Origin of the sequence: Burkholderia sp. Ac-20349, assembly GCF_017104865.1 — a bacterium.
In the GTDB taxonomy this organism is placed as follows: Bacteria; Pseudomonadota; Gammaproteobacteria; order Burkholderiales; family Burkholderiaceae; genus Burkholderia; species Burkholderia aenigmatica.
Genome location: NZ_JAAGPM010000048.1, coordinates 21584 through 38968 on the forward strand (window position 1 = coordinate 21584; position 17385 = coordinate 38968).

The 17385-nt window shown below is 67.3% G+C and carries 17 protein-coding genes and 1 pseudogene; 8 read left to right on the top strand and 10 right to left on the bottom strand.

Annotated elements, in window-relative coordinates; all coding sequences use genetic code 11:
- Window positions 1–24: 24 nt before the first annotated feature.
- The 3 genes from G3N61_RS17545 to glpD form a co-directional block, all read right to left on the bottom strand.
- Window positions 25–741: an MIP/aquaporin family protein gene (locus G3N61_RS17545; protein ID WP_011353113.1), complete on the bottom strand. Its 717-nt coding sequence runs from the start codon at window positions 739–741 to the stop codon at window positions 25–27.
- 81 nt (window positions 742–822) lie between these two features.
- The gene (gene glpK, locus G3N61_RS17550; RefSeq protein WP_043190690.1) at window positions 823–2325 is read right to left on the bottom strand and encodes a glycerol kinase GlpK; all 1503 of its coding nucleotides are present in this window, start codon (window positions 2323–2325) and stop codon (window positions 823–825) included.
- A gap of 104 nt (window positions 2326–2429) precedes the next feature.
- On the bottom strand, window positions 2430–3953 hold the full coding sequence (glpD, locus tag G3N61_RS17555) for a glycerol-3-phosphate dehydrogenase (protein WP_043190692.1): 1524 nt from the start codon (window positions 3951–3953) through the stop codon (window positions 2430–2432).
- 162 nt (window positions 3954–4115) lie between these two features.
- On the opposite strand from glpD, the gene G3N61_RS17560 reads away from it, so the two are divergent.
- Entirely contained in the window at window positions 4116–4484 is a 369-nt protein-coding gene (locus G3N61_RS17560) for a hypothetical protein (protein ID WP_164462622.1), read from the top strand.
- Between the two features lie 91 nt (window positions 4485–4575).
- On the opposite strand, the gene G3N61_RS17565 is transcribed toward G3N61_RS17560, so the two are convergent.
- Both G3N61_RS17565 and G3N61_RS17570 read right to left on the bottom strand, forming a co-directional pair.
- Complete coding sequence (locus tag G3N61_RS17565; RefSeq protein WP_011353109.1) at window positions 4576–4773, bottom strand: hypothetical protein; 198 nt, start codon at window positions 4771–4773, stop codon at window positions 4576–4578.
- Between the two features lie 303 nt (window positions 4774–5076).
- Entirely contained in the window at window positions 5077–5856 is a 780-nt protein-coding gene (locus tag G3N61_RS17570; protein WP_006493999.1) for a DeoR/GlpR family DNA-binding transcription regulator, read from the bottom strand.
- Window positions 5857–6078: 222 nt separating this feature from the next.
- Between G3N61_RS17570 and G3N61_RS17575 the strand changes: the two genes are divergently transcribed.
- The 3 genes from G3N61_RS17575 (at window position 6079) to G3N61_RS17585 (ending at window position 9450) form a co-directional block, all read left to right on the top strand.
- Window positions 6079–7719 carry a gamma-glutamyltransferase family protein gene (locus G3N61_RS17575; protein WP_205823196.1) on the top strand — a complete coding sequence of 547 codons (1641 nt, stop codon included), beginning with the start codon at window positions 6079–6081 and terminating at the stop codon, window positions 7717–7719.
- Between the two features lie 326 nt (window positions 7720–8045).
- On the top strand, window positions 8046–8873 hold the full coding sequence (locus G3N61_RS17580; protein ID WP_043190698.1) for a ferritin-like domain-containing protein: 828 nt from the start codon (window positions 8046–8048) through the stop codon (window positions 8871–8873).
- Between the two features lie 70 nt (window positions 8874–8943).
- Complete coding sequence (locus G3N61_RS17585) at window positions 8944–9450, top strand: hypothetical protein (protein WP_089451228.1); 507 nt, start codon at window positions 8944–8946, stop codon at window positions 9448–9450.
- On the opposite strand, the gene G3N61_RS17590 is transcribed toward G3N61_RS17585, so the two are convergent.
- The 3 genes from G3N61_RS17590 to G3N61_RS17600 form a co-directional block, all read right to left on the bottom strand.
- Window positions 9444–10895, bottom strand: coding sequence for a DEAD/DEAH box helicase (locus G3N61_RS17590; protein ID WP_043190706.1), 1452 nt, complete (start codon window positions 10893–10895; stop codon window positions 9444–9446). The genes G3N61_RS17585 and G3N61_RS17590 overlap by 7 nt on opposite strands.
- A gap of 134 nt (window positions 10896–11029) precedes the next feature.
- The gene (locus G3N61_RS17595) at window positions 11030–12328 is read right to left on the bottom strand and encodes a cytochrome c (RefSeq protein ID WP_043190707.1); all 1299 of its coding nucleotides are present in this window, start codon (window positions 12326–12328) and stop codon (window positions 11030–11032) included.
- Between the two features lie 19 nt (window positions 12329–12347).
- On the bottom strand, window positions 12348–13112 hold the full coding sequence (locus tag G3N61_RS17600; RefSeq protein WP_043190709.1) for a c-type cytochrome: 765 nt from the start codon (window positions 13110–13112) through the stop codon (window positions 12348–12350).
- On the opposite strand from G3N61_RS17600, the gene G3N61_RS17605 reads away from it, so the two are divergent.
- Both G3N61_RS17605 and G3N61_RS17610 read left to right on the top strand, forming a co-directional pair.
- A complete protein-coding gene (locus G3N61_RS17605; protein ID WP_143331030.1) occupies window positions 13111–13299 on the top strand; it encodes a hypothetical protein in 189 nt (62 codons plus the stop codon). The genes G3N61_RS17600 and G3N61_RS17605 overlap by 2 nt on opposite strands.
- 192 nt (window positions 13300–13491) lie before the next feature.
- Entirely contained in the window at window positions 13492–14424 is a 933-nt protein-coding gene (locus G3N61_RS17610; protein WP_205823197.1) for a CopD family protein, read from the top strand.
- Window positions 14425–14583: 159 nt separating this feature from the next.
- Here G3N61_RS17610 and dgoD read toward each other — a convergent pair whose 3' ends face one another.
- A complete protein-coding gene (gene dgoD, locus G3N61_RS17615; RefSeq protein WP_043190713.1) occupies window positions 14584–15732 on the bottom strand; it encodes a galactonate dehydratase in 1149 nt (382 codons plus the stop codon).
- Between the two features lie 222 nt (window positions 15733–15954).
- On the opposite strand from dgoD, the gene G3N61_RS17620 reads away from it, so the two are divergent.
- Window positions 15955–16587, top strand: coding sequence for an FCD domain-containing protein (locus G3N61_RS17620; RefSeq protein ID WP_235995892.1), 633 nt, complete (start codon window positions 15955–15957; stop codon window positions 16585–16587).
- 27 nt (window positions 16588–16614) lie between these two features.
- On the opposite strand, the pseudogene G3N61_RS17625 reads toward G3N61_RS17620, so the two are convergent.
- A pseudogene (locus G3N61_RS17625) lies at window positions 16615–16874 on the bottom strand (DUF1272 domain-containing protein).
- A gap of 154 nt (window positions 16875–17028) precedes the next feature.
- On the opposite strand from G3N61_RS17625, the gene G3N61_RS17630 reads away from it, so the two are divergent.
- Window positions 17029–17376, top strand: a complete 348-nt coding sequence (locus G3N61_RS17630) for a GFA family protein (RefSeq protein WP_043190717.1) — start codon at window positions 17029–17031, stop codon at window positions 17374–17376.
- The last annotated feature ends 9 nt before the right edge of the window (window positions 17377–17385 follow it).

A 17385-nucleotide genomic window follows, 5' to 3' on the forward strand; every position in this document is an offset into this window, starting at 1 on the left:
ACGCGCTTCGTCTCAGGCCCGCGTTCAGGCCATCGCGTGCAGGCGCAGGTACAGGCCGGCCGCCGCGGCGCCGCCCAGCAGCGGGCCGACGACGGGCACCCATGCATAGCGCCAGTCGCTGTCGCGCTTGCCGGGGATCGGCAGCAGCGCGTGCATGATGCGCGGCGACAGGTCGCGTGCGGGGCTCATCGCATAGCCGGTCGGGCCGCCGAGCGAGATGCCGATGCCGAGCACGAGCAGGCCGACAGGCAGTGCGTCGAGTGCGCCGAGACCAACCTGCGGCGACGCGAGGTACAGCACGCCGAGGATCAGCACGAACGTGCAGATCGCTTCGGTCAGCACGTTGTGCGTGACGCTGCGGATCGCGGGTGCCGTGCAGAACACCGCGAGCTTCAGGTCCGCATCGGCTTCCTTCGCGAAGTGCTGGCGATACGCGAGCCACACGAGCAAGGCGCCCGCCATCCCGCCGAGCATCTGCGCGAGGATGTAGCCGCCGACTTTCGACCACGCGAACTTGCCCGCGAGCGCGAGACTGATGGTGACGATCGGGTTCAGGTGTGCGCCGCTGAACGACGCGGTCACGTAGACGGCGACGAACACGGCCATCGCCCAGCCCATCACGATCACGATCAGGTCCGCGCCTTTGCCCTTGGTCTTTGCAAGCAGCACGTTTGCGACCGCGCCGTTGCCGAGCAGCACGAGGATCGCTGTGCCGATGAACTCTGCAATATAAGGTGACATGGTTGTCTCTCGTATGTCATCGCGGACTCGCGCGTTGCGCGGTCCGCCGGTGTTGTTGTATTTCGTCTGGATGTCTGAGGATTACTGGGCGTCGTCGGCCCATGCCTTCGCGGCGCGCACCGCACGCTGCCAGCCCGACATGCAGCGTTCGACCTGCTCCTTCGGCATCGACGGCGAGAAGCGGCGATCGAGCTGCCACTGGTCGCGCACTTCGTCGAGGTTCTTCCAGTAGCCGATCGCGAGGCCCGCAAGGTAGGCCGCGCCGAGCGCGGTCGTCTCGGTGATCTGCGGACGCACCGCGTCGACGCCGAGCAGGTCCGCCTGGAACTGCATCAGCAGGTCGTTCGCGCTCGCGCCGCCATCGACGCGCAACTCGCCGATGCTGATGCCCGAGTCGGCTTCCATCGCGGCCAGCACGTCGAGCGACTGGTACGCGATCGAATCGAGCGCCGCGCGTGCGAGGTGCGCGGAGGTCGTGCCGCGCGTGACGCCGAACACCGAGCCGCGCGCCCGCGCGTTCCAGTGCGGTGCGCCGAGGCCCGCGAAGGCCGGCACGAGATAGACGCCGTCGGTATGCGGCACGCTCGCGGCGAGCGCTTCGATCTCAGCGGCCGACTTGATGATGCCGACGCCGTCGCGCAACCATTGCACCACCGCGCCCGCGATGAAGATGCTGCCTTCCAGCGCGTACTGCACGTTGTCGCCGATCTGCCAGGCGATCGTCGTGACGAGGTTGTTCTTCGATTCGATCGGCTTGTCGCCGGTGTTCATCATCAGGAAGCAGCCGGTGCCGTAGGTGTTCTTCACCATGCCGGACGTCGTGCACATCTGGCCGAACAGCGCCGCCTGCTGGTCGCCCGCGATGCCCGCGAGCGGGATCTTCGACGCGAACACGGTGGTCTTCGTGTGGCCGTAGATTTCCGACGATGCCTTCACTTCCGGCAGCATGCTGCGCGGGATGTCGAGCATGTCGAGCAGTTCGTTGTCCCACTCGCGCGTGTGGATGTTGAACAGCATCGTGCGCGACGCGTTCGTCACGTCGGTCACGTGCAGTTCGTGCTTCGTGAAGTTCCACACGAGCCAGCTGTCGACGGTGCCGAACGCGAGCTTGCCCTGCTTGGCCTTCTCGCGCGCGCCCGGCACGTTGTCGAGAATCCAGCGGATCTTGGTCCCTGAGAAGTACGAATCGATCGGCAGGCCGGTCTTCGCGCGCACCTTCGCCTCGAAGCCCTGCGCCTTCAGCGAGTCGCAGAAGTCGGCCGTGCGGCGATCCTGCCAGACGATCGCGTTGTACACGGGCTGGCCCGTCTCGCGATCCCAGACGATCGTGGTTTCACGCTGGTTGGTGATGCCGATCGCGGCGATCGACGTGCCGTTCAGGCCCGTGCGCGTGACGGCTTCAGCGGCGACGCCGGCTTGCGTCGACCAGATTTCCTGCGGGTCGTGCTCGACCCAGCCGGGTTGCGGGTAGATCTGCTCGAATTCCTTCTGGGCGATCGAAACGATATTGCCCTGGCGATCGAACAGCATCGCGCGGGAACTCGTGGTGCCCTGGTCAAGCGCGAGGATGTACTGATCCTGCATGTCTCTCATCTCCATCCGTGGATTTGGCTTAGTTGTGATGCGCGCCGCGTGGGGCGGCGCGTCGGTGAGTCAACGTCGGTACGGCAACTGCAACTGCATTCGGATCAGGCCTGCGGCGCGTGCGCGGCGGCGAACCACGCGTCGACCGCGGCGGTCACCGCGTCGAGCGTGCCAGGCGCCACGTGCAGGCCAAGCTTCGAGCGGCGCCACAGCACGTCCTGCGCGCAGGTTGCCCATTCGGCATCGCGCAGGTAGCGCAGTTCGGCGTCGTGGATGCCCGGTGCGATTTCGGTGCCGAGATCGGCGAGCGACTTCGCGCCGTCGATCACGCGCTCCGCGCGCGTGCCGTAGGCGCGCGCATAGCGGCGGGCGAGCGCGGCGGGCAGCCACGCATGGCGTTTGGCGAACGTATCGGCGAAAGCGTCGAACTTCGCGTTCGCGATATCGCCGCCCGGCAGTGCGACGCCGGCCGTCCAGGTCTTCGCGTCGCGGCCGAGCACGCCGCACAGCATGTCGCCGGCTTCTTCCGCGAGCTTGCGGAAGGTGGTGATCTTGCCGCCGAACACCGACAGCAGCGGGGCGCCCGCGCCGTCGTCCAGCTCGAGGCGGTAGTCGCGCGTGACGGCCGATGCGTTCGCGGCGTTCTCGTCTTCCAGCAGCGGGCGCACGCCCGAGTAGGTCCAGTGCACGTCGGCCGGCGAGATCTTGCGCTTGAAGTAGCGGTTGATCGAGTCGCACAGGTACTGCGTCTCGTCGCGATCGATCGCAACCTTCGCGGGATCGTTCGTGTATTCGACGTCGGTCGTGCCGATCAGCGTGAAATCGTGTTCGTACGGAATCGCGAAGATGATCCGCTTGTCCGGGTTCTGGAAGATGTACGCGTGATCGTGATCGAACAGGCGGCGCGTGATGATGTGGCTGCCCTTCACGAGCCGCACGCTGTGGTGCGCGCCGCGGCCGAGCGCGCCTTTCAGCACTTCGCCGACCCACGGGCCGGCCGCGTTCGCGATCGCGCGCGCATGCACGACACGGATCGAACCGTCGGCGTGCTGCAGCCGCGCTTCCCATTCGTCGCCGCGACGTTCGGCGGACACCAGCTTCGTGCGCGTCAGGATCTCCGCGCCGCGCTCCTTCGCATCCATCGCGTTCAGCACGACGAGGCGCGCGTCGTCGACCCAACCGTCCGAATAGACGAAGCCGCGCTTGATCGAATCGATCAGCGGCGCACCGGCCGCATGGCGGCGCATGTCGATGCCGCGAGAGCCGGGCAGCAGTTCGCGTTTCGCGAGGTGATCGTAAAGGAACAGGCCGATGCGGATCAGCCAGGCCGGACGCAGGTTCGGCATGTGCGGCATCACGAAGCGCAGCGGCCACATGATGTGCGGCGCCGCGCGCAGCAGCGTCTCGCGCTCCTGCAGCGCCTTGCGCACGAGTCCGAACTCGTTGTACTCGAGGTAGCGCAGGCCGCCGTGAATCAGCTTCGTGCTGCACGACGACGTGTGCGACGCGAGATCGTCCTGCTCGCAGAGCATGACCGACAGGCCGCGGCCGGCCGCATCGCGCGCGATGCCCGCGCCGTTGATGCCGCCGCCGACGACGAGCAGATCGTAGCGATTCGGTTGGGTCACCTGCTGTCCTTATCGTCTGAGGGAAATGGGTGAACAGAAAATGTTCGAATTCGAAATTTAACGAACGAAATCGAAAAAGTAAAGTTCGAAAAAGCGGGGCCAGTAGCGCACGGCGCGATCCCGGACGATACTGGCGGAATCGACCGTTTCGCGAGGTGAATCATGCGTATTGGGATGTGGGCCGGCGTGTGCGCCGTCCTTCTGGCGGGCTGCAGTGCCGGCACGCCGCCGCTTGCCGGCAACTGGCGGGCGCCGTCGTTCGTCGACCTGCAGACGTCGTGTGGCGGCACGGCGCGGGACTGGGGCGCGGATGCGCAGCCGGTCTATTCGACGCTGTACGACGCGTACGTGGCGAAACGGTATCGCGGGCTGACCGAAGCGAACTATTGTGCGTTCGTAAACGAACTTTCGACGCACTATGCGGCACCCGACGCGGCGGCGCGTGCCGGCTGGATCGCCTACTTCAACGGTGCGCGCGCGCAGGCCATCAGCTGGCGGGCGGCGGTCGATCCGACGCTGCGCGGCGGCTGAAGCAGGCTGCGGCGGGGCGGCGAGCGGGAAGCGGAAATGGCCGCGCGGCCCGGCATGCGGGCGGCGCGGTCAGGTGACGAGCGGTGTGGTTTTACGAATAGCGGTATTTGATGGATCGCAGCGCGGCGTCGCCGGTTTCGGTCACGCAGTATTTGCGCCCCGATCCGAGCCCTTCCAGGCGAACGAGCTGCTGCTCCAGCAGTGCGTCGATTTCGTCCCGATCCATATGGGTTTGATCGGGAGCGTCCTTCACAAGCAATAGCGTGGCGAATTCATGCGGACTCAGCATCGTTCTCTCCATGGCGACCAGTCAGCCCGCGCGGCCGGCGCAAAAGCCGACGCGCGATACCCAGCGGGGTATGGCTTGGGGGGAAAAGCTGCATTCGCCGGCCATGTCATTCGTCCGCGCCCTGGCACAGGCGGAACGGCCGAACGGGCCGGGGAACTGGAGTCTAGTCGAGCGCGCAGGCAACGACAAATCGTGCCCCGTTAATTTTCCGTTTGACAGCCCGGCCGCGCGCAAGCGGTTTGCTTGCGACGCCAACTTCTTGATTTCACTTGAAGTTTCAGGTGCGCTGCAGCATCGGAGCCATCACTCCGCGACGTACACCTGGGTGCCCGCGGCCGCCACGGTGTCGGCCATCTCGGGCGGCAGTGGCTTGTCGGTGAAGAGCGCGTGCACCTGGCTCAAATGCCCCTGGCGCACCAGCGCGGGGCGGCCGACCTTCGAATGGTCGGTCACGAGATAGACGGTGCGCGCATGCTGCATGATCGCCTCGGCCACACGCACCTCGCGCGTGTCGAAGTCGCGCAGCGTGCCGTCGGCCTCGATCGCCGACGTGCCGATGATCGCGTAGTCGACCTTGAACTGGCGGATGAAGTCGATCGCGAGTTCGCCGACGATCCCCTTGTCCCACGGCCGCACGATGCCGCCCGTGATCAGCACCTCGCAGTCGGGGTAGCCGCTCATCATCGACGCGACGTTCAGGTTGTTCGTGATCACGTGCAGCCCGTGGTGACGGTTCAGCGCGCGCGCGACTTCCTCGGTGGTCGTGCCGAGGTTGATGAACAGCGATGCCTGGTCGGGAATGTGCGACGCCGCGAGCGCCGCGATGCGCCGCTTCTCGTCGTGGAACATCCGCTGGCGCGCCGTGTACGACACGTTCTCCGAGCTGGTCGGCAGGCTCGCGCCGCCGTGGTAGCGGCGCAGCAGGTTCAGGTCGGCGAGCCAGTTCACGTCGCGGCGGATCGTCTGCGGCGTCACCGCGAAGTGCGCGGCGAGATCGTCGACCGTCACGAAGCCGTCGCGCTGCACCCATTCGAGCAATTCCTGCTGGCGCGCGTTGAGGGTGAGGCGGGGATCTCGGGTCATGGCTCGATGGTCGTGTCGTGAGACGGAGCGGGTATTGTAAGGGCGGCAACGGCGTTAGGCCGGCCCGGCCGGCACGGTTGCCCACTATTCATGCGGAAACCGCATGGATTGATGTGACAAATGAATTTGTGCGATTGCGCCGATCGCGCTGCAATGGCGGATTGCGCGCGCACGCGGGTGCGCGTCCGGCGCGTTCATTCAGCTTTCGACGAGGTGGAACCGATGACTGGCTTCAACTGGCACAACCCGTATCCGACGACCCGTATTCCGGTGTTCGCGCGCAACGTCGTGTCGACGTCGCACCCGCTCGCCGCGCAGGCCGGCCTGCGGATGCTGTGGAAGGGCGGCAACGCGGTCGACGCGGCGCTGGCCGCGGCGGCCGCGCTCACGGTCGTCGAGCCCGTGTCGTGCGGACTCGGCGGCGACGCGTTTGCGCTCGTGTGGGACGGCGAGCGGCTGTCCGGGCTGAACGCGTCGGGTGTCGCGCCGGCCGCATGGAACGTCGACTATTTCCGCCAGCGCCACGGCGAGGCGGCGAACGGCATCGCGAACAAGCCGACGCGCGGCTGGGATACCGTCACCGTGCCGGGCGTGATCGCGGGCTGGGAGGCGCTGCATGCGAAATTCGGTTCGCTGCCGTTCGCGGACCTGCTCGAACCGGCGATCGAGATCGCGGAGCGCGGCTATGCGGTGCCGCCGATCGTTGCGCACAAGTGGGCGGCCGCGGTGCCGGAACTCAAGGGGCTGCCGGGTTTCGCGGACACCTTCATGCCGCACGGCCGCGCACCGCAGGTGGGTGAGCGCATGTGCCTGCCGGGCCATGCGCAGACGTTGCGCACGCTGCAGAAGGAGGGCGCCCGCGCGTTCTACGAGGGCGTGCTCGCCGAGCGCATCGCGGCGTTCTCCCGCGAAGGCGGTGGCGCGCTGACCGCCGCCGACCTGCATGCCTACCGGCCCGAATGGGTCGAACCGATCGGCAAGCGCTTCGGCCATCACACGATCCACGAGATTCCACCGAACGGGCAGGGCATCGCCGCGCTGATCGCACTCGGGATCGCCGAGCACGCGGGCCTGACCGAATGGCCAGTCGATTCGGTCGACTCGCAGCATCTGCAGATCGAAGCGATGAAGCTCGCGTTCGCCGATGTCTATCGTTACGTCGCCGATCCGCGCGCGATGGACGTCACGCCCGAGCAGATGCTCGACGACGCGTATCTCGCCGAACGCGCGAAGCTGATCGATCCCGCGCGCGCGACGCACTTCGGCGCCGGCCGGCCGCATTCGGGCGGCACGGTCTACCTGTCGGCGGCCGACGAGCGCGGGATGATGGTGAGCTTCATCCAGTCGAACTACATGGGCTTCGGCTCGGGGCTCGTCGTGCCCGGCACCGGCATCGCGCTGCAGAACCGCGGGCACGGCTTCTCGATGGACCCGGCTTCGCCGAACGTCGTCGCGGGCGGCAAGCGGCCGTTTCACACGATCATTCCGGCGTTCGTCACCGAGGAGGTCGACGGCCGCACCGAGGCCGTGATGAGCTTCGGCGTGATGGGTGGCGACATGCAGCCGCAAGGGCACCTGCAGACCGTCGTGCGGATGCTCGGCTACGGGCAGCAACCGCAGGCTGCCTGCGATGCGCCGCGCTGGAAGGTCAACCGCGACTTCACGCTGGACGTCGAAGCGACGATGAATCGCGCGACCGTCGAGGCACTGGCCGCACGCGGCCATACGATCAAGTCGATCGACGATCCTTACATGGATTTCGGTTCGGGGCAGTTCATCTGGCGTCTCGATCGCGACGATCGCGAACGCGGCTACGTGGCCGCGAGCGACAGCCGGCGCGACGGTCTGGCAGCGGGATTCTGACGGATTGCCGCCGGCTTTCGCCGGCATTTCCTGCGCTTCACGGGCGGCCGAACGGCCGCCCGTTTCGTTTGCCGCGGCCGTATCGGCGAGCGGGCGCAAGCGGTTTGAAGGACTCGTCTAACCAACGGCAACAGACGCCGTGGAACTGCGCTGGTCCGGTATGGTCAGTGCTTGGAGCACGAACGTCAAAGTCCGGCTAAGATGCCAGCATGGTTCGGCCGGACCAATCCACTATATAACGCAAGTAAAACGCCGCCTGCGGGACGGTTGGCGCCTGTGCCGAAGGCATGGGCCGGCCCCCGCGCGACGACTGGGAGCGCACCACCATGGACACCAAAACGACGCATGTGATGCCGTGGCGCATCGAGGACATCGATCTGAACCGGATCGATCGTCAGCGTGCCGCCGCGAACGAGGATCTGTTGCTGTTGCTGTGCGCGTCGTCGTTCATCGAAAGCGGCTCGGATCTCTACACGAGCAATCTGAGCCAGTTCTTCAACGACGATCCGGAAGTCTCCGCATGGCTCAACAATGCATGGGAGCACGAAGAATTGCAGCACGGGCGCGCGCTGAAGGCGTACATCGCGCACGTGTGGCCGGAGTTCGACTGGGACACCGCGTTCGCGAATTTCTTCGCCGAGTATTCGAAGACCTGCAAGGTCGAGGCGTTCGAGAAGACCCGCGCGCTCGAGATGGTCGCGCGCTGCGTCGTCGAGACGGGCACGGCCACGCTCTATCGCGCGATCAACGAATGCTCGGACGAGCCCGTGCTGAAGGAAATCACCGACAACATCCGTACGGACGAAGTGCGTCACTACAAGCACTTCTTCAAGTTCTTCAAGAAGTACAACCAGCTCGAAGGCAATGGCCGGCTCGCGGTGCTCGGCGCGCTGGCGCGCCGCGTGATGGAAATCAAGAACGAGGATTCCGAGATCGCGCTGCGCCACGTGTTCGCGGTCCGTTATCCGGATCGTGTCGGCGACAGCCAGTACAACCGCGAGCGCGCCGCGCGCATCAGCAAGCTCGTGCGGCGCAACCTGTCGGCCGACATGTGCGTGAAGATGCTGCTCAAGCCGCTCGACCTGCCCGCGAAGATCCAGCCGGGCGTCCACTATCCGCTCACCAAGATCACGCGGCACGTGTTCCTGCGCTGATCGCCGCGGCGCGGCCCGACGCGCGTATGCTGCGGAGTCTTCATCCGCTTTCCACCGGGGCCACGCCATCATGACCGATACCCATCGCCACGCGCTCGAACAATGGACGTTCGATGCGTGGCCGCCGGCCGTCGTCTCGCTGTTCGACGGCACCGCGCTCGAGCGTCATGCCGACGTCGCCGCCTCGCTGATCGTCGCAACCGACGACGGCCAGTTGCGCACGACACTGCTCGGCGTCGGCGAGATCTATGCGCACGATGCGCGCACGCTGCTGCTGGCGCTCTGGCCGCAATCGCGTGCGGCGCGCGCGATCGCGCAACGGCGTACGGCCGCGTTGACGCTCGTCGCGGACGGCGCGTTCTTTCAGGCGCAATTGAGGATGGCGCCGCTCGAAGGAGATTTCGGCGGACTGGCCGGATTCGCTGCGACGATCGCGCACGGCGATGCGCAGCGGGTCGGCTATGCGCGTCTCGCGACAGGCGTCACGTTCACGCTGGAAGGGGAGCGCGCCGCGGTGCTCGCGCGCTGGCAACGCCAGGTCGAGCACCTGCGGCGCGCGGCCGCGCGGCTTCAGTGACCGCGCTGGCCGCTGCGCGACGAACGGTTGCGGTTCGGGTGCGCGGCATTGCCGCTCGCCGGGCGTGCGCTGTTGCCGCCACCGGCCGGACGTCCGCCGCTGCCGCCGGCGCCGCCTTGCCCTTGCGTGCGCGGCTTCGCGGCCTTCTGCTGAGAAGCCTTCGGTTGCGCGTTGCCGTCGCGTTTCGCGGCCGGCTGGCCTGAGCCGCCTGCGCGCGGCTGGCGATTGCCGCCGCCACCGCCACCACCGCCGCGCGGCTGCTGCTGCCCGCGGCGCTGCTGGATCGGCTCCGGCTTCGCGTTCGGATCGGGTGTGAAGCCCGCGATCACTTCCTGCGGAATCTCGCGCTTGATCAGCCGCTCGATGTCGCGCAGCAGTTGCTTTTCGTCGACGCACACGAGCGACACGGCTTCGCCGGTCGCGCCCGCGCGGCCCGTGCGGCCGATCCGGTGCACGTAGTCTTCCGGCACGTTCGGCAGGTCGAAGTTGACGACGTGCGGCAACTGGTCGATGTCGATCCCGCGCGCGGCGATATCGGTCGCGACGAGCACCTGCAGCGTGCTGTTCTTGAACTCCGCCAGCGCGCGCGTGCGGGCCGACTGGCTCTTGTTGCCGTGGATCGCCATCGCGCTGATGCCGTCCTTCGTCAGCTGCTCGGCAAGCCGGTTCGCACCGTGCTTCGTGCGCGTGAACACGAGCACCTGGAACCAGTTGTGTTCGCGGATCAGGTGCGTGAGCAGTTCGCGCTTGCGATCGCGGTCGACCGGGTGGATCTTCTGCGCGACGCTTTCGGCGGTCGTGTTGCGGCGGGCGACCTCGATCAGCGCGGGCGAGTCGAGCAGGCTGTCGGCGAGCGCCTTGATCTCATCGGAGAAGGTGGCCGAGAACAGCAGGTTCTGGCGCTGCGGCGGCAGCTTCGCGAGCACGCGCTTGATGTCGTGGATGAAGCCCATGTCGAGCATCCGGTCGGCTTCGTCGAGCACGAGGATGTCGAGATCCGACAGGTCGATCGTCTTCTGCTGCATGTGGTCGAGCAGGCGGCCCGGCGTCGCGACGACGATGTCGACGCCGCGCTTGAGCGCATCGATCTGCGGATTGATGCTGACGCCGCCGAACATCACGGTCGAGCGCAGCTTCAGGTATTTGCTGTACGCACGGACGCTTTCCTCGACCTGGGCGGCGAGTTCGCGCGTCGGCGTGAGGATCAGTGCGCGCACCGCGCGCTTTGCGCCGCGATGCTCGGCGTAGAACGTATGCAGGCGTTGCAGGATCGGCAGCGTGAAGCCGGCGGTCTTGCCGGTGCCCGTCTGCGCGCCGGCGAGCAGGTCGCCGCCGCCGAGGACGGCCGGGATCGCCTGCTGCTGGATCGGGGTCGGCGACGTGTAGCCGAGCTCGTTGACCGCCTTGACCAGCGGTTCGGCCAAGCCGAGAGATTCGAAAGACATAGATACCACTCTTCAGTTTTATGATCGGCGACGTCTCGCGCGGCCCGCGCGGGAGGTGACATCGCAAAATGCAAAATGCAAAAGGGCGCGGCCGCGGTTTCCCGCAGCCGCGCCCCGTTTGTGTCAGCCGCTTCTTAGTCGAGCGGCGCGGAACGCAGGTCGCTCACCTGTTGCGGCGAGATCGGCGTACCGTTGTTGCCCCACGACATCCGGATATACGTGACGACCGCCGCAACTTCCTGGTTCGACAGCGACTGTGCGAACGGCGGCATCCCGTACGGACGCGGATTCTTGAACGTGCTCGGCGGATAGCCACCGTTCAGCACCATGCGGATCGGGTTGACTGCCGATTCCATCACGATCGAATGGTTGCCCGCGAGCGGCGGATACGCCGGCGGCTTGCCTGCGCCGGTTGCGGCGTGGCAGGTCGCGCAGTTGTCCGCGTAGATCTTCTTGCCCTGGTCGAACAGCGCGTTGCCGAACTGCTTCGACGGCTCGTACTGCATGTTCTTCGGCGCTTCAGCCTTCTGCGGGATCGACTTCAGATACGTCGACATCGCGCGCGTATCTTCGTCGTTCATGTACTGGAGGCTGTTGTGCACGACGTCGGCCATCGGGCCGAACACGGCGCCCTTGTTCGACACGCCGGCCTGCAGCAGGTTGGAGAGCTCTTCAACGTGCCAGTCGCCGAGGCCGAGTTCCTTGTCGTTCGTCAGCGACGGCGCATACCAGTTCTGCAGCGGAATCAGGCCGCCCGCGAAGGCTGCCGAGCTGACCGGGCCGCCCATCATGTTGATCGACGTGTGGCACATCGAGCAGTGGCCGAGGCCTTCGACGAGGTACGCGCCGCGGTTCCATTCGACCGACTTGGTCGGATCCGGCTTGTATTCGCCTTCCTTGAAGAACAGCGTGCGCCAGCCGATCAGCAGGTTGCGGTTGTTGAACGGGAACTTCAGTTCATGCGGACGGCTCGGCACCGACACCGGCGCGACCGAGCGCAGGTACGCGTAGATCGCGTCGGAATCCGCACGCGTGACCTTCGTGTAGCTTGCGAACGGGAAGCCCGGGTACAGCAGGCTGCCATCCTTCGAACGGCCGGTGTGCATCGCGCGGTAGAAGTCGTCCGACGTCCACTTGCCGATGCCGTCCTTGTCGTCCGGCGTGATGTTCGGCGTGTACATCGTGCCGAACGGCGTCGCCATCGGCAGGCCGCCCGCGAACGACTTGCCGCCGCGCACGGTGTGGCACGCGATACAGTCGCCGACGCGCGCGAGGTATTCGCCCTTCTTGATCAGCGCGGCCTGGTCGGCCGGCGTGGCCGCGACGGCGGAAGCGCCGTGCAGCGTGTCGTTGCCCGGCCACAGGACCGGCACGAGGGCGGCAGCCGCGACGATCGCGACGGCCGAGAGTGCAAACAGGGACTTGCGTTTCATTGTGTCTGTCTCCCTTGCCTTATTGCGGTTCGCTGCCGCAGGCGAGCGGAGTCTTCATCGAACGCGCCGGAGCCGGCACGGGGTTGGCGGGCGCCGGTTGCGCGGCGAGCCATGCGGTCACGGCGGTCACGTCTTCGTCGGAAAGCTTCGAAGCGACTTCATGCATGCAATCGGGCGCCTTCGCGTGACGGTTGCCCGAACGCCATGCACCGATCTGCGCGCTCAGGTAGTCGGCGTGCAGGCCGACCAGGCCCGGGATCGCCGGCTGCATGCCGGTCAGCGTCGCGCCGTGGCAGGCCACGCAGGCCGGCAGCTTGCGCGACGGATCGCCTTGCGTGACGAGCTGCTTGCCGCGCGCGAGCGTCGCGGCCGGCAGCGTCGGCTTCGCCGGCGCCGGGTACGGCGGGCGTTCGGCCGAGAAGTGCTCGGCCATTTCGCGCAGGTAGTCGTCGTTCAGGTACGTCAGCAGGTAGTTCATCGGCGGGTACTTGCGCCGGCCGTCACGGAAGTTGACGAGCTGGTTGTACAGGTACTCGGCCGGCTTGCCGGCAAGACGCGGGAAGTAGTCGTTGTCGGTGCCTTGGCCATGGACACCATGGCAGGCCGTACAGCCGCGCACGCGCTCGGCCATGGTATCGGGTGCCTTGAGCGGCGCCTGCTGGGCTTGCGCTTGCTCCGTGGGCTTGGTCTGCGCTTGGGCAGCGCTCATAAGGCCCGCGCCGCCGAACATCAGAACGGCGAGCAGCGGACGGAAGAGGCGTCTTGAAGACACACGAGACTCCATGTTTATTCGACGGGGACCTGTTGTCCGGGCTACGATCGGCTCGGCGCATGACGGCAAGGCAGCCGGGCTGCTGCGACGCGGCATTCTATCATCGATGGGTAATGACGGCTATTTGGCAAAAGGTCATCGGTTCCTGTCCGTTTGCGACTTGCGACAATTTGACGCGCATTGCGACGTGCTGGTGTGAACCGGCGTGCGTTTTCACCATCGAAGACCGTACACTCGCGGGTCGCGCGGCGCCGCCTCCGCCGCAGGTCCAGTCATTTCTCCCGTTTCCGGATTCATCGATGACGTTTTCTACCGTGCCGTTGCCTTCCTCACGCTGTCCGTCCCGTTGCCGCCGCTCCGTCGGCCTGCCGCTGTCGGGAGGGTGTGCGCGATGAAGTTCGACAGCTTGTGGATCGGTCAGGTCGCGCTCGCGGCACTGATGGACGCCGCGTTCGCGATGGCGGTCGGCTCGGCGCTGCTCAAGGCATGGCTCGGCAAGGACGGCGCCCGTCCGGTCGTCGCGCCGTCGCATCCCGCTTGGCTGCGCGCGCAACATTCGCTGGCCGCGGCGGCGCTGGCGCTGGTGCTCGCGGATCTCGGCTGGCTCGTCTACGAGGCCGCGACGATGAGCGGGGCGGGGCTCGGCGGCGCGTTCGCCGCGATTCCCGTCATGCTGACGCAGACGCATACGGGCTTCGCGTGGAGCGTCGCGTTCGGCGGCGCCGTGGTGCTCGCGATCGTCGCGCTGGCCAAGCCGGAGGGCCCGGTCGCGCATGCGGTGCTGTGGCTCGCGGTGATCGTGGTCGCGGCCGGCAAGGCGTCGCTCGGCCATGCGGCCGATTCGGGCGCGCTGTCCGCGGCGGTCGGCGTACAGACGCTGCACCTGCTCGCGACGGCCGTGTGGGGCGGCCTCGTGCTCGCGGGCGGGCTCGCGGTGCTGCCGGCGCTCGGTTCGTCGGTCGCGCGCGGCGCGCTGATCCGCATCGGCCAGCACCTGTCGCGGACGTCGATCGTCGCGGTCGTCTTCGTGCTCGGCACCGGCGTGCTCAACGCGATTCGCGGGCTCGGCGGTTCGCTCGCGCCGCTCGACGGCAGCACGTGGGGGCGCGTGTTGCTGCTGAAGCTGCTGCTCGTCGCGCTCGCGCTCGTGCTCGGCGGCCTGAACCGCTTCTCGGCGCTGCCGCGCCTGCGCCGCACCGCATCGACCGAGGATGCGCACACGTTCCGCAACATCCTGCATCTCGAAGCGCTGACGATGATCGGCGTGTTCGTCGCGGCCGCGGTGCTGTCGTTCAGCGTGCCGGGGTTCGCAGCCCTCGGCTGACGGCAAGGCTTGCGCGGAGAGGCGCGCCGCAAGGCCGCCCGCGCGCACCCGGCACGTGCCGGGCGTCGCAGCGCGCATGCAAAAACGGCTGCCCGTCGGGCAGCCGTTTTTGCATCGATACCTACCGCGCGGGCCGCAGCCGCACGCTGCGCATCGCGCTCACCACTCGGCGACGCTGCCGTCCGCGTGTCGCCACACCGGGTTGCGCCAGCGGTGGCCCGTCTTCGCCATCTCGCGCACCTTCTCCTCGTTCACGTCGATGCCGAGCCCGGGGCCCTGCGGGATCGCGACGAAGCCATCCTCGTAGCGGAACACCTCGGGGTTGCGCAGGTAGTCGAGCAGGTCGTTGCCCTGGTTGTAGTGGATGCCGAGGCTCTGTTCCTGGATGAACGCGTTGTAGCTGACCGCGTCGAGCTGCAGGCATGCGGCAAGCGCGATCGGGCCGAGCGGGCAGTGCAGCGCGAGCGCGACGTCGTAGCTCTCCGCGAGCGTCGCGATCTTGCGGCACTCGGTGATGCCGCCCGCGTGCGACGCGTCGGGCTGGATGATGTCCACGTAGCCGCCCGCGAGGATGTGCTTGAAGTCCCAGCGCGAGTACAGCCGCTCGCCGAGCGCGATCGGCGTGTTGGTCTGGTTGACGATGTCGCGCAGCGCCTCGACGTTCTCCGACAGCACCGGCTCCTCGATGAACATCAGCTTGTACGGGTCGAGCTCCTTCGCGAGCACCTTCGCCATCGGCTTGTGCACGCGGCCGTGGAAGTCGACGCCGATCCCGACGTGCGGGCCGACCGCGTCGCGCACCGCTGCGACGTTCGCGATCACCTGCTCGACCTTGTCGTAGGTGTCGACGATCTGCAGCTCCTCGGAGCCGTTCATCTTCACGGCCTTGAAGCCGCGCTCGACCACCGCGCGCGCATTGTTCGCGACGTCGCTCGGCCGGTCGCCGCCGATCCACGAATACACCTTGATGCGATCGCGCACCTGGCCGCCGAGCAGCGCATGCACGGGCACGCCGTGATGCTTGCCCTTGATGTCCCACAGCGCCTGGTCGACGCCCGCGATCGCGCTCATCATGATCGGGCCGCCGCGGTAGAAGCCCGCGCGGTACATCACCTGCCAGTGATCCTCGATCAGCAGCGGATCGCGGCCGACGAGGTAGTCGGCCAGTTCCTGTACCGCGGCCTCGACCGTGTGCGCGCGGCCTTCGACGATCGGCTCGCCCCAGCCGACGATGCCCTCGTCGGTTTCGATCTTGAGGAACAGCCAGCGCGGCGGGACGACGAAGGTTTCGAGGCGGGTGATTTTCACGATGCGGGTCTCCAGGGTTGACCGGCGCGGGCAGTCGGGCGCGGCGCACGGTCGCGTGCTTTCGCGGTTATCCTAGCGTAGCCCGATAAAAAATAGTATTAATAGCACTATTGTGCAGATAGTGAGATAGCGGGCAGCCGGCCCGCCCGGGTACCGGCATAACGGAGAACCATCATTCGACGCGACCTGCATGGACAGACGGCCTTCCGGCTCGCCACGGCGATCCTGCGCGGCGACTACCCGCCCGAGTCGCTGCTGCCGCGGGAACCCGACCTGATGGAGATGTACGGCGTGAGCCGCACGGTGATGCGCGAGGCGCTGCGTACGCTCACGTCGAAGGGGCTCGTCGAATCGCGGCCGAAGATCGGCACGCGCGTGCGGCCGCGCGGCGTATGGAACCTGCTCGACGCCGACCTGCTCGACTGGTACGCGCGCGTTGCGCCGCCGCTCGCGTTCGCGCTGAAGCTGCAGGAGATGCGCGAGATGGTCGAACCCTACGCGGCCGCGCTCGCCGCGCGCATGCATACGCCGGACACGTTCGACGCGATCGACGGCGCGGCGCGCGCGATGGCCGCCGCGCGCAACGTCGACGAATGGGTGCGCGCCGACCTGCGTTTTCACCTGAGCGTGCTCGAGGCCGGCGGCAATGAGCTGCTGGTGCCGCTCGGCACGCTGATCGATCGCACGCTCGAGGCGCAACTGCACCTGAATGCGCGCCGCGCGGACGTCTACAACGCGTCGCTCGCCGAGCACACGGCCGTCAGCGACGCGATCCGCGTGCGCGACGAGGACGGTGCGCGCCGCGCGATGGCGGCGCTGCTCGCGGTGACGCGCGCGCGGATCGAGATGTCGTGACGGGCACGCCCGAGCGGTGCGGCGCCGTCAGGCGTTTGCGCAGCCGCCCGGTTTGTGGATGCGCTCGGTCGACGCCGGGTATTTCGCGAGCAGGCTCGCCGGCCGCCGCGGGCGCACGACCAGGTCGCCGCCGCAGTTCGGGCAGCGGCCCTTCAGCACGTCGTCGGCGCAGGTCGCGCAGAACGGCTGGCCGCCCGCGTGCATTCAAACGTACAGATGCGCGCATCGGCCGAATCGGGCGGCAGGTCCTTGCCGCAGCATTCGCAGCCGGGGCGCAGTTCGAGCATGACGGTGTTCCTTGGTTCGGGCAGGGTCGGGACGGGCACCACCGGACATTGCGTGCAGCGCATGTGCGCGCTACTGTACCCGCTTGGATCGGCCTGGCCAACGGTGTCCCGACGGGGCGCCGTCGATGCGCACGGGCCGCACCGGGAGACGACCATGCTTTATCGCGGAAGCTGTCACTGCGGCGACGTGAAGTTCGAGGCGGAAGGCGACCTGCAGGGCGTGATGGCGTGCAACTGCTCGATCTGCCAGCGCAAGGGCGCGCTGATGTGGTTCGTGCCGCGCACGAGCATGACGCTGCTCACGCCCGACGAGAACCTGGCGACCTACATGTTCAACAAGCACGTGATCAAGCACCGCTTCTGCAAGCGCTGCGGGATTCACACGTTCGGCGAAGGCGTCCACCCGAACGGCACCGCGATGGCCGCGATCAACGTGCGCTGTCTCGAGGATGTCGATCTCGACGCGCTGCCGGTCACGCACTACGACGGCCGCTCGCACTGAGCGGCGCGT

What these genes read in the sequence shown, in the direction of transcription:
- G3N61_RS17545 (WP_011353113.1), bottom strand. Translation starts at nt 741, where the DNA reads ATGTCACCTTATATTGCAGAGTTCATCGGCACAGCGATCCTCGTGCTG.
- glpK (WP_043190690.1), bottom strand. Translation starts at nt 2,325, where the DNA reads ATGCAGGATCAGTACATCCTCGCGCTTGACCAGGGCACCACGAGTTCC.
- G3N61_RS17560 (WP_164462622.1), top strand. Translation starts at nt 4,116, where the DNA reads ATGCGTATTGGGATGTGGGCCGGCGTGTGCGCCGTCCTTCTGGCGGGC.
- G3N61_RS17565 (WP_011353109.1), bottom strand. Translation starts at nt 4,773, where the DNA reads ATGCTGAGTCCGCATGAATTCGCCACGCTATTGCTTGTGAAGGACGCT.
- G3N61_RS17570 (WP_006493999.1), bottom strand. Translation starts at nt 5,856, where the DNA reads ATGACCCGAGATCCCCGCCTCACCCTCAACGCGCGCCAGCAGGAATTG.
- G3N61_RS17575 (WP_205823196.1), top strand. Translation starts at nt 6,079, where the DNA reads ATGACTGGCTTCAACTGGCACAACCCGTATCCGACGACCCGTATTCCG.
- G3N61_RS17580 (WP_043190698.1), top strand. Translation starts at nt 8,046, where the DNA reads ATGGACACCAAAACGACGCATGTGATGCCGTGGCGCATCGAGGACATC.
- G3N61_RS17585 (WP_089451228.1), top strand. Translation starts at nt 8,944, where the DNA reads ATGACCGATACCCATCGCCACGCGCTCGAACAATGGACGTTCGATGCG.
- G3N61_RS17590 (WP_043190706.1), bottom strand. Translation starts at nt 10,895, where the DNA reads ATGTCTTTCGAATCTCTCGGCTTGGCCGAACCGCTGGTCAAGGCGGTC.
- G3N61_RS17595 (WP_043190707.1), bottom strand. Translation starts at nt 12,328, where the DNA reads ATGAAACGCAAGTCCCTGTTTGCACTCTCGGCCGTCGCGATCGTCGCG.
- G3N61_RS17605 (WP_143331030.1), top strand. Translation starts at nt 13,111, where the DNA reads ATGTTTATTCGACGGGGACCTGTTGTCCGGGCTACGATCGGCTCGGCG.
- G3N61_RS17600 (WP_043190709.1), bottom strand. Translation starts at nt 13,112, where the DNA reads ATGGAGTCTCGTGTGTCTTCAAGACGCCTCTTCCGTCCGCTGCTCGCC.
- G3N61_RS17610 (WP_205823197.1), top strand. Translation starts at nt 13,492, where the DNA reads ATGAAGTTCGACAGCTTGTGGATCGGTCAGGTCGCGCTCGCGGCACTG.
- G3N61_RS17630 (WP_043190717.1), top strand. Translation starts at nt 17,029, where the DNA reads ATGCTTTATCGCGGAAGCTGTCACTGCGGCGACGTGAAGTTCGAGGCG.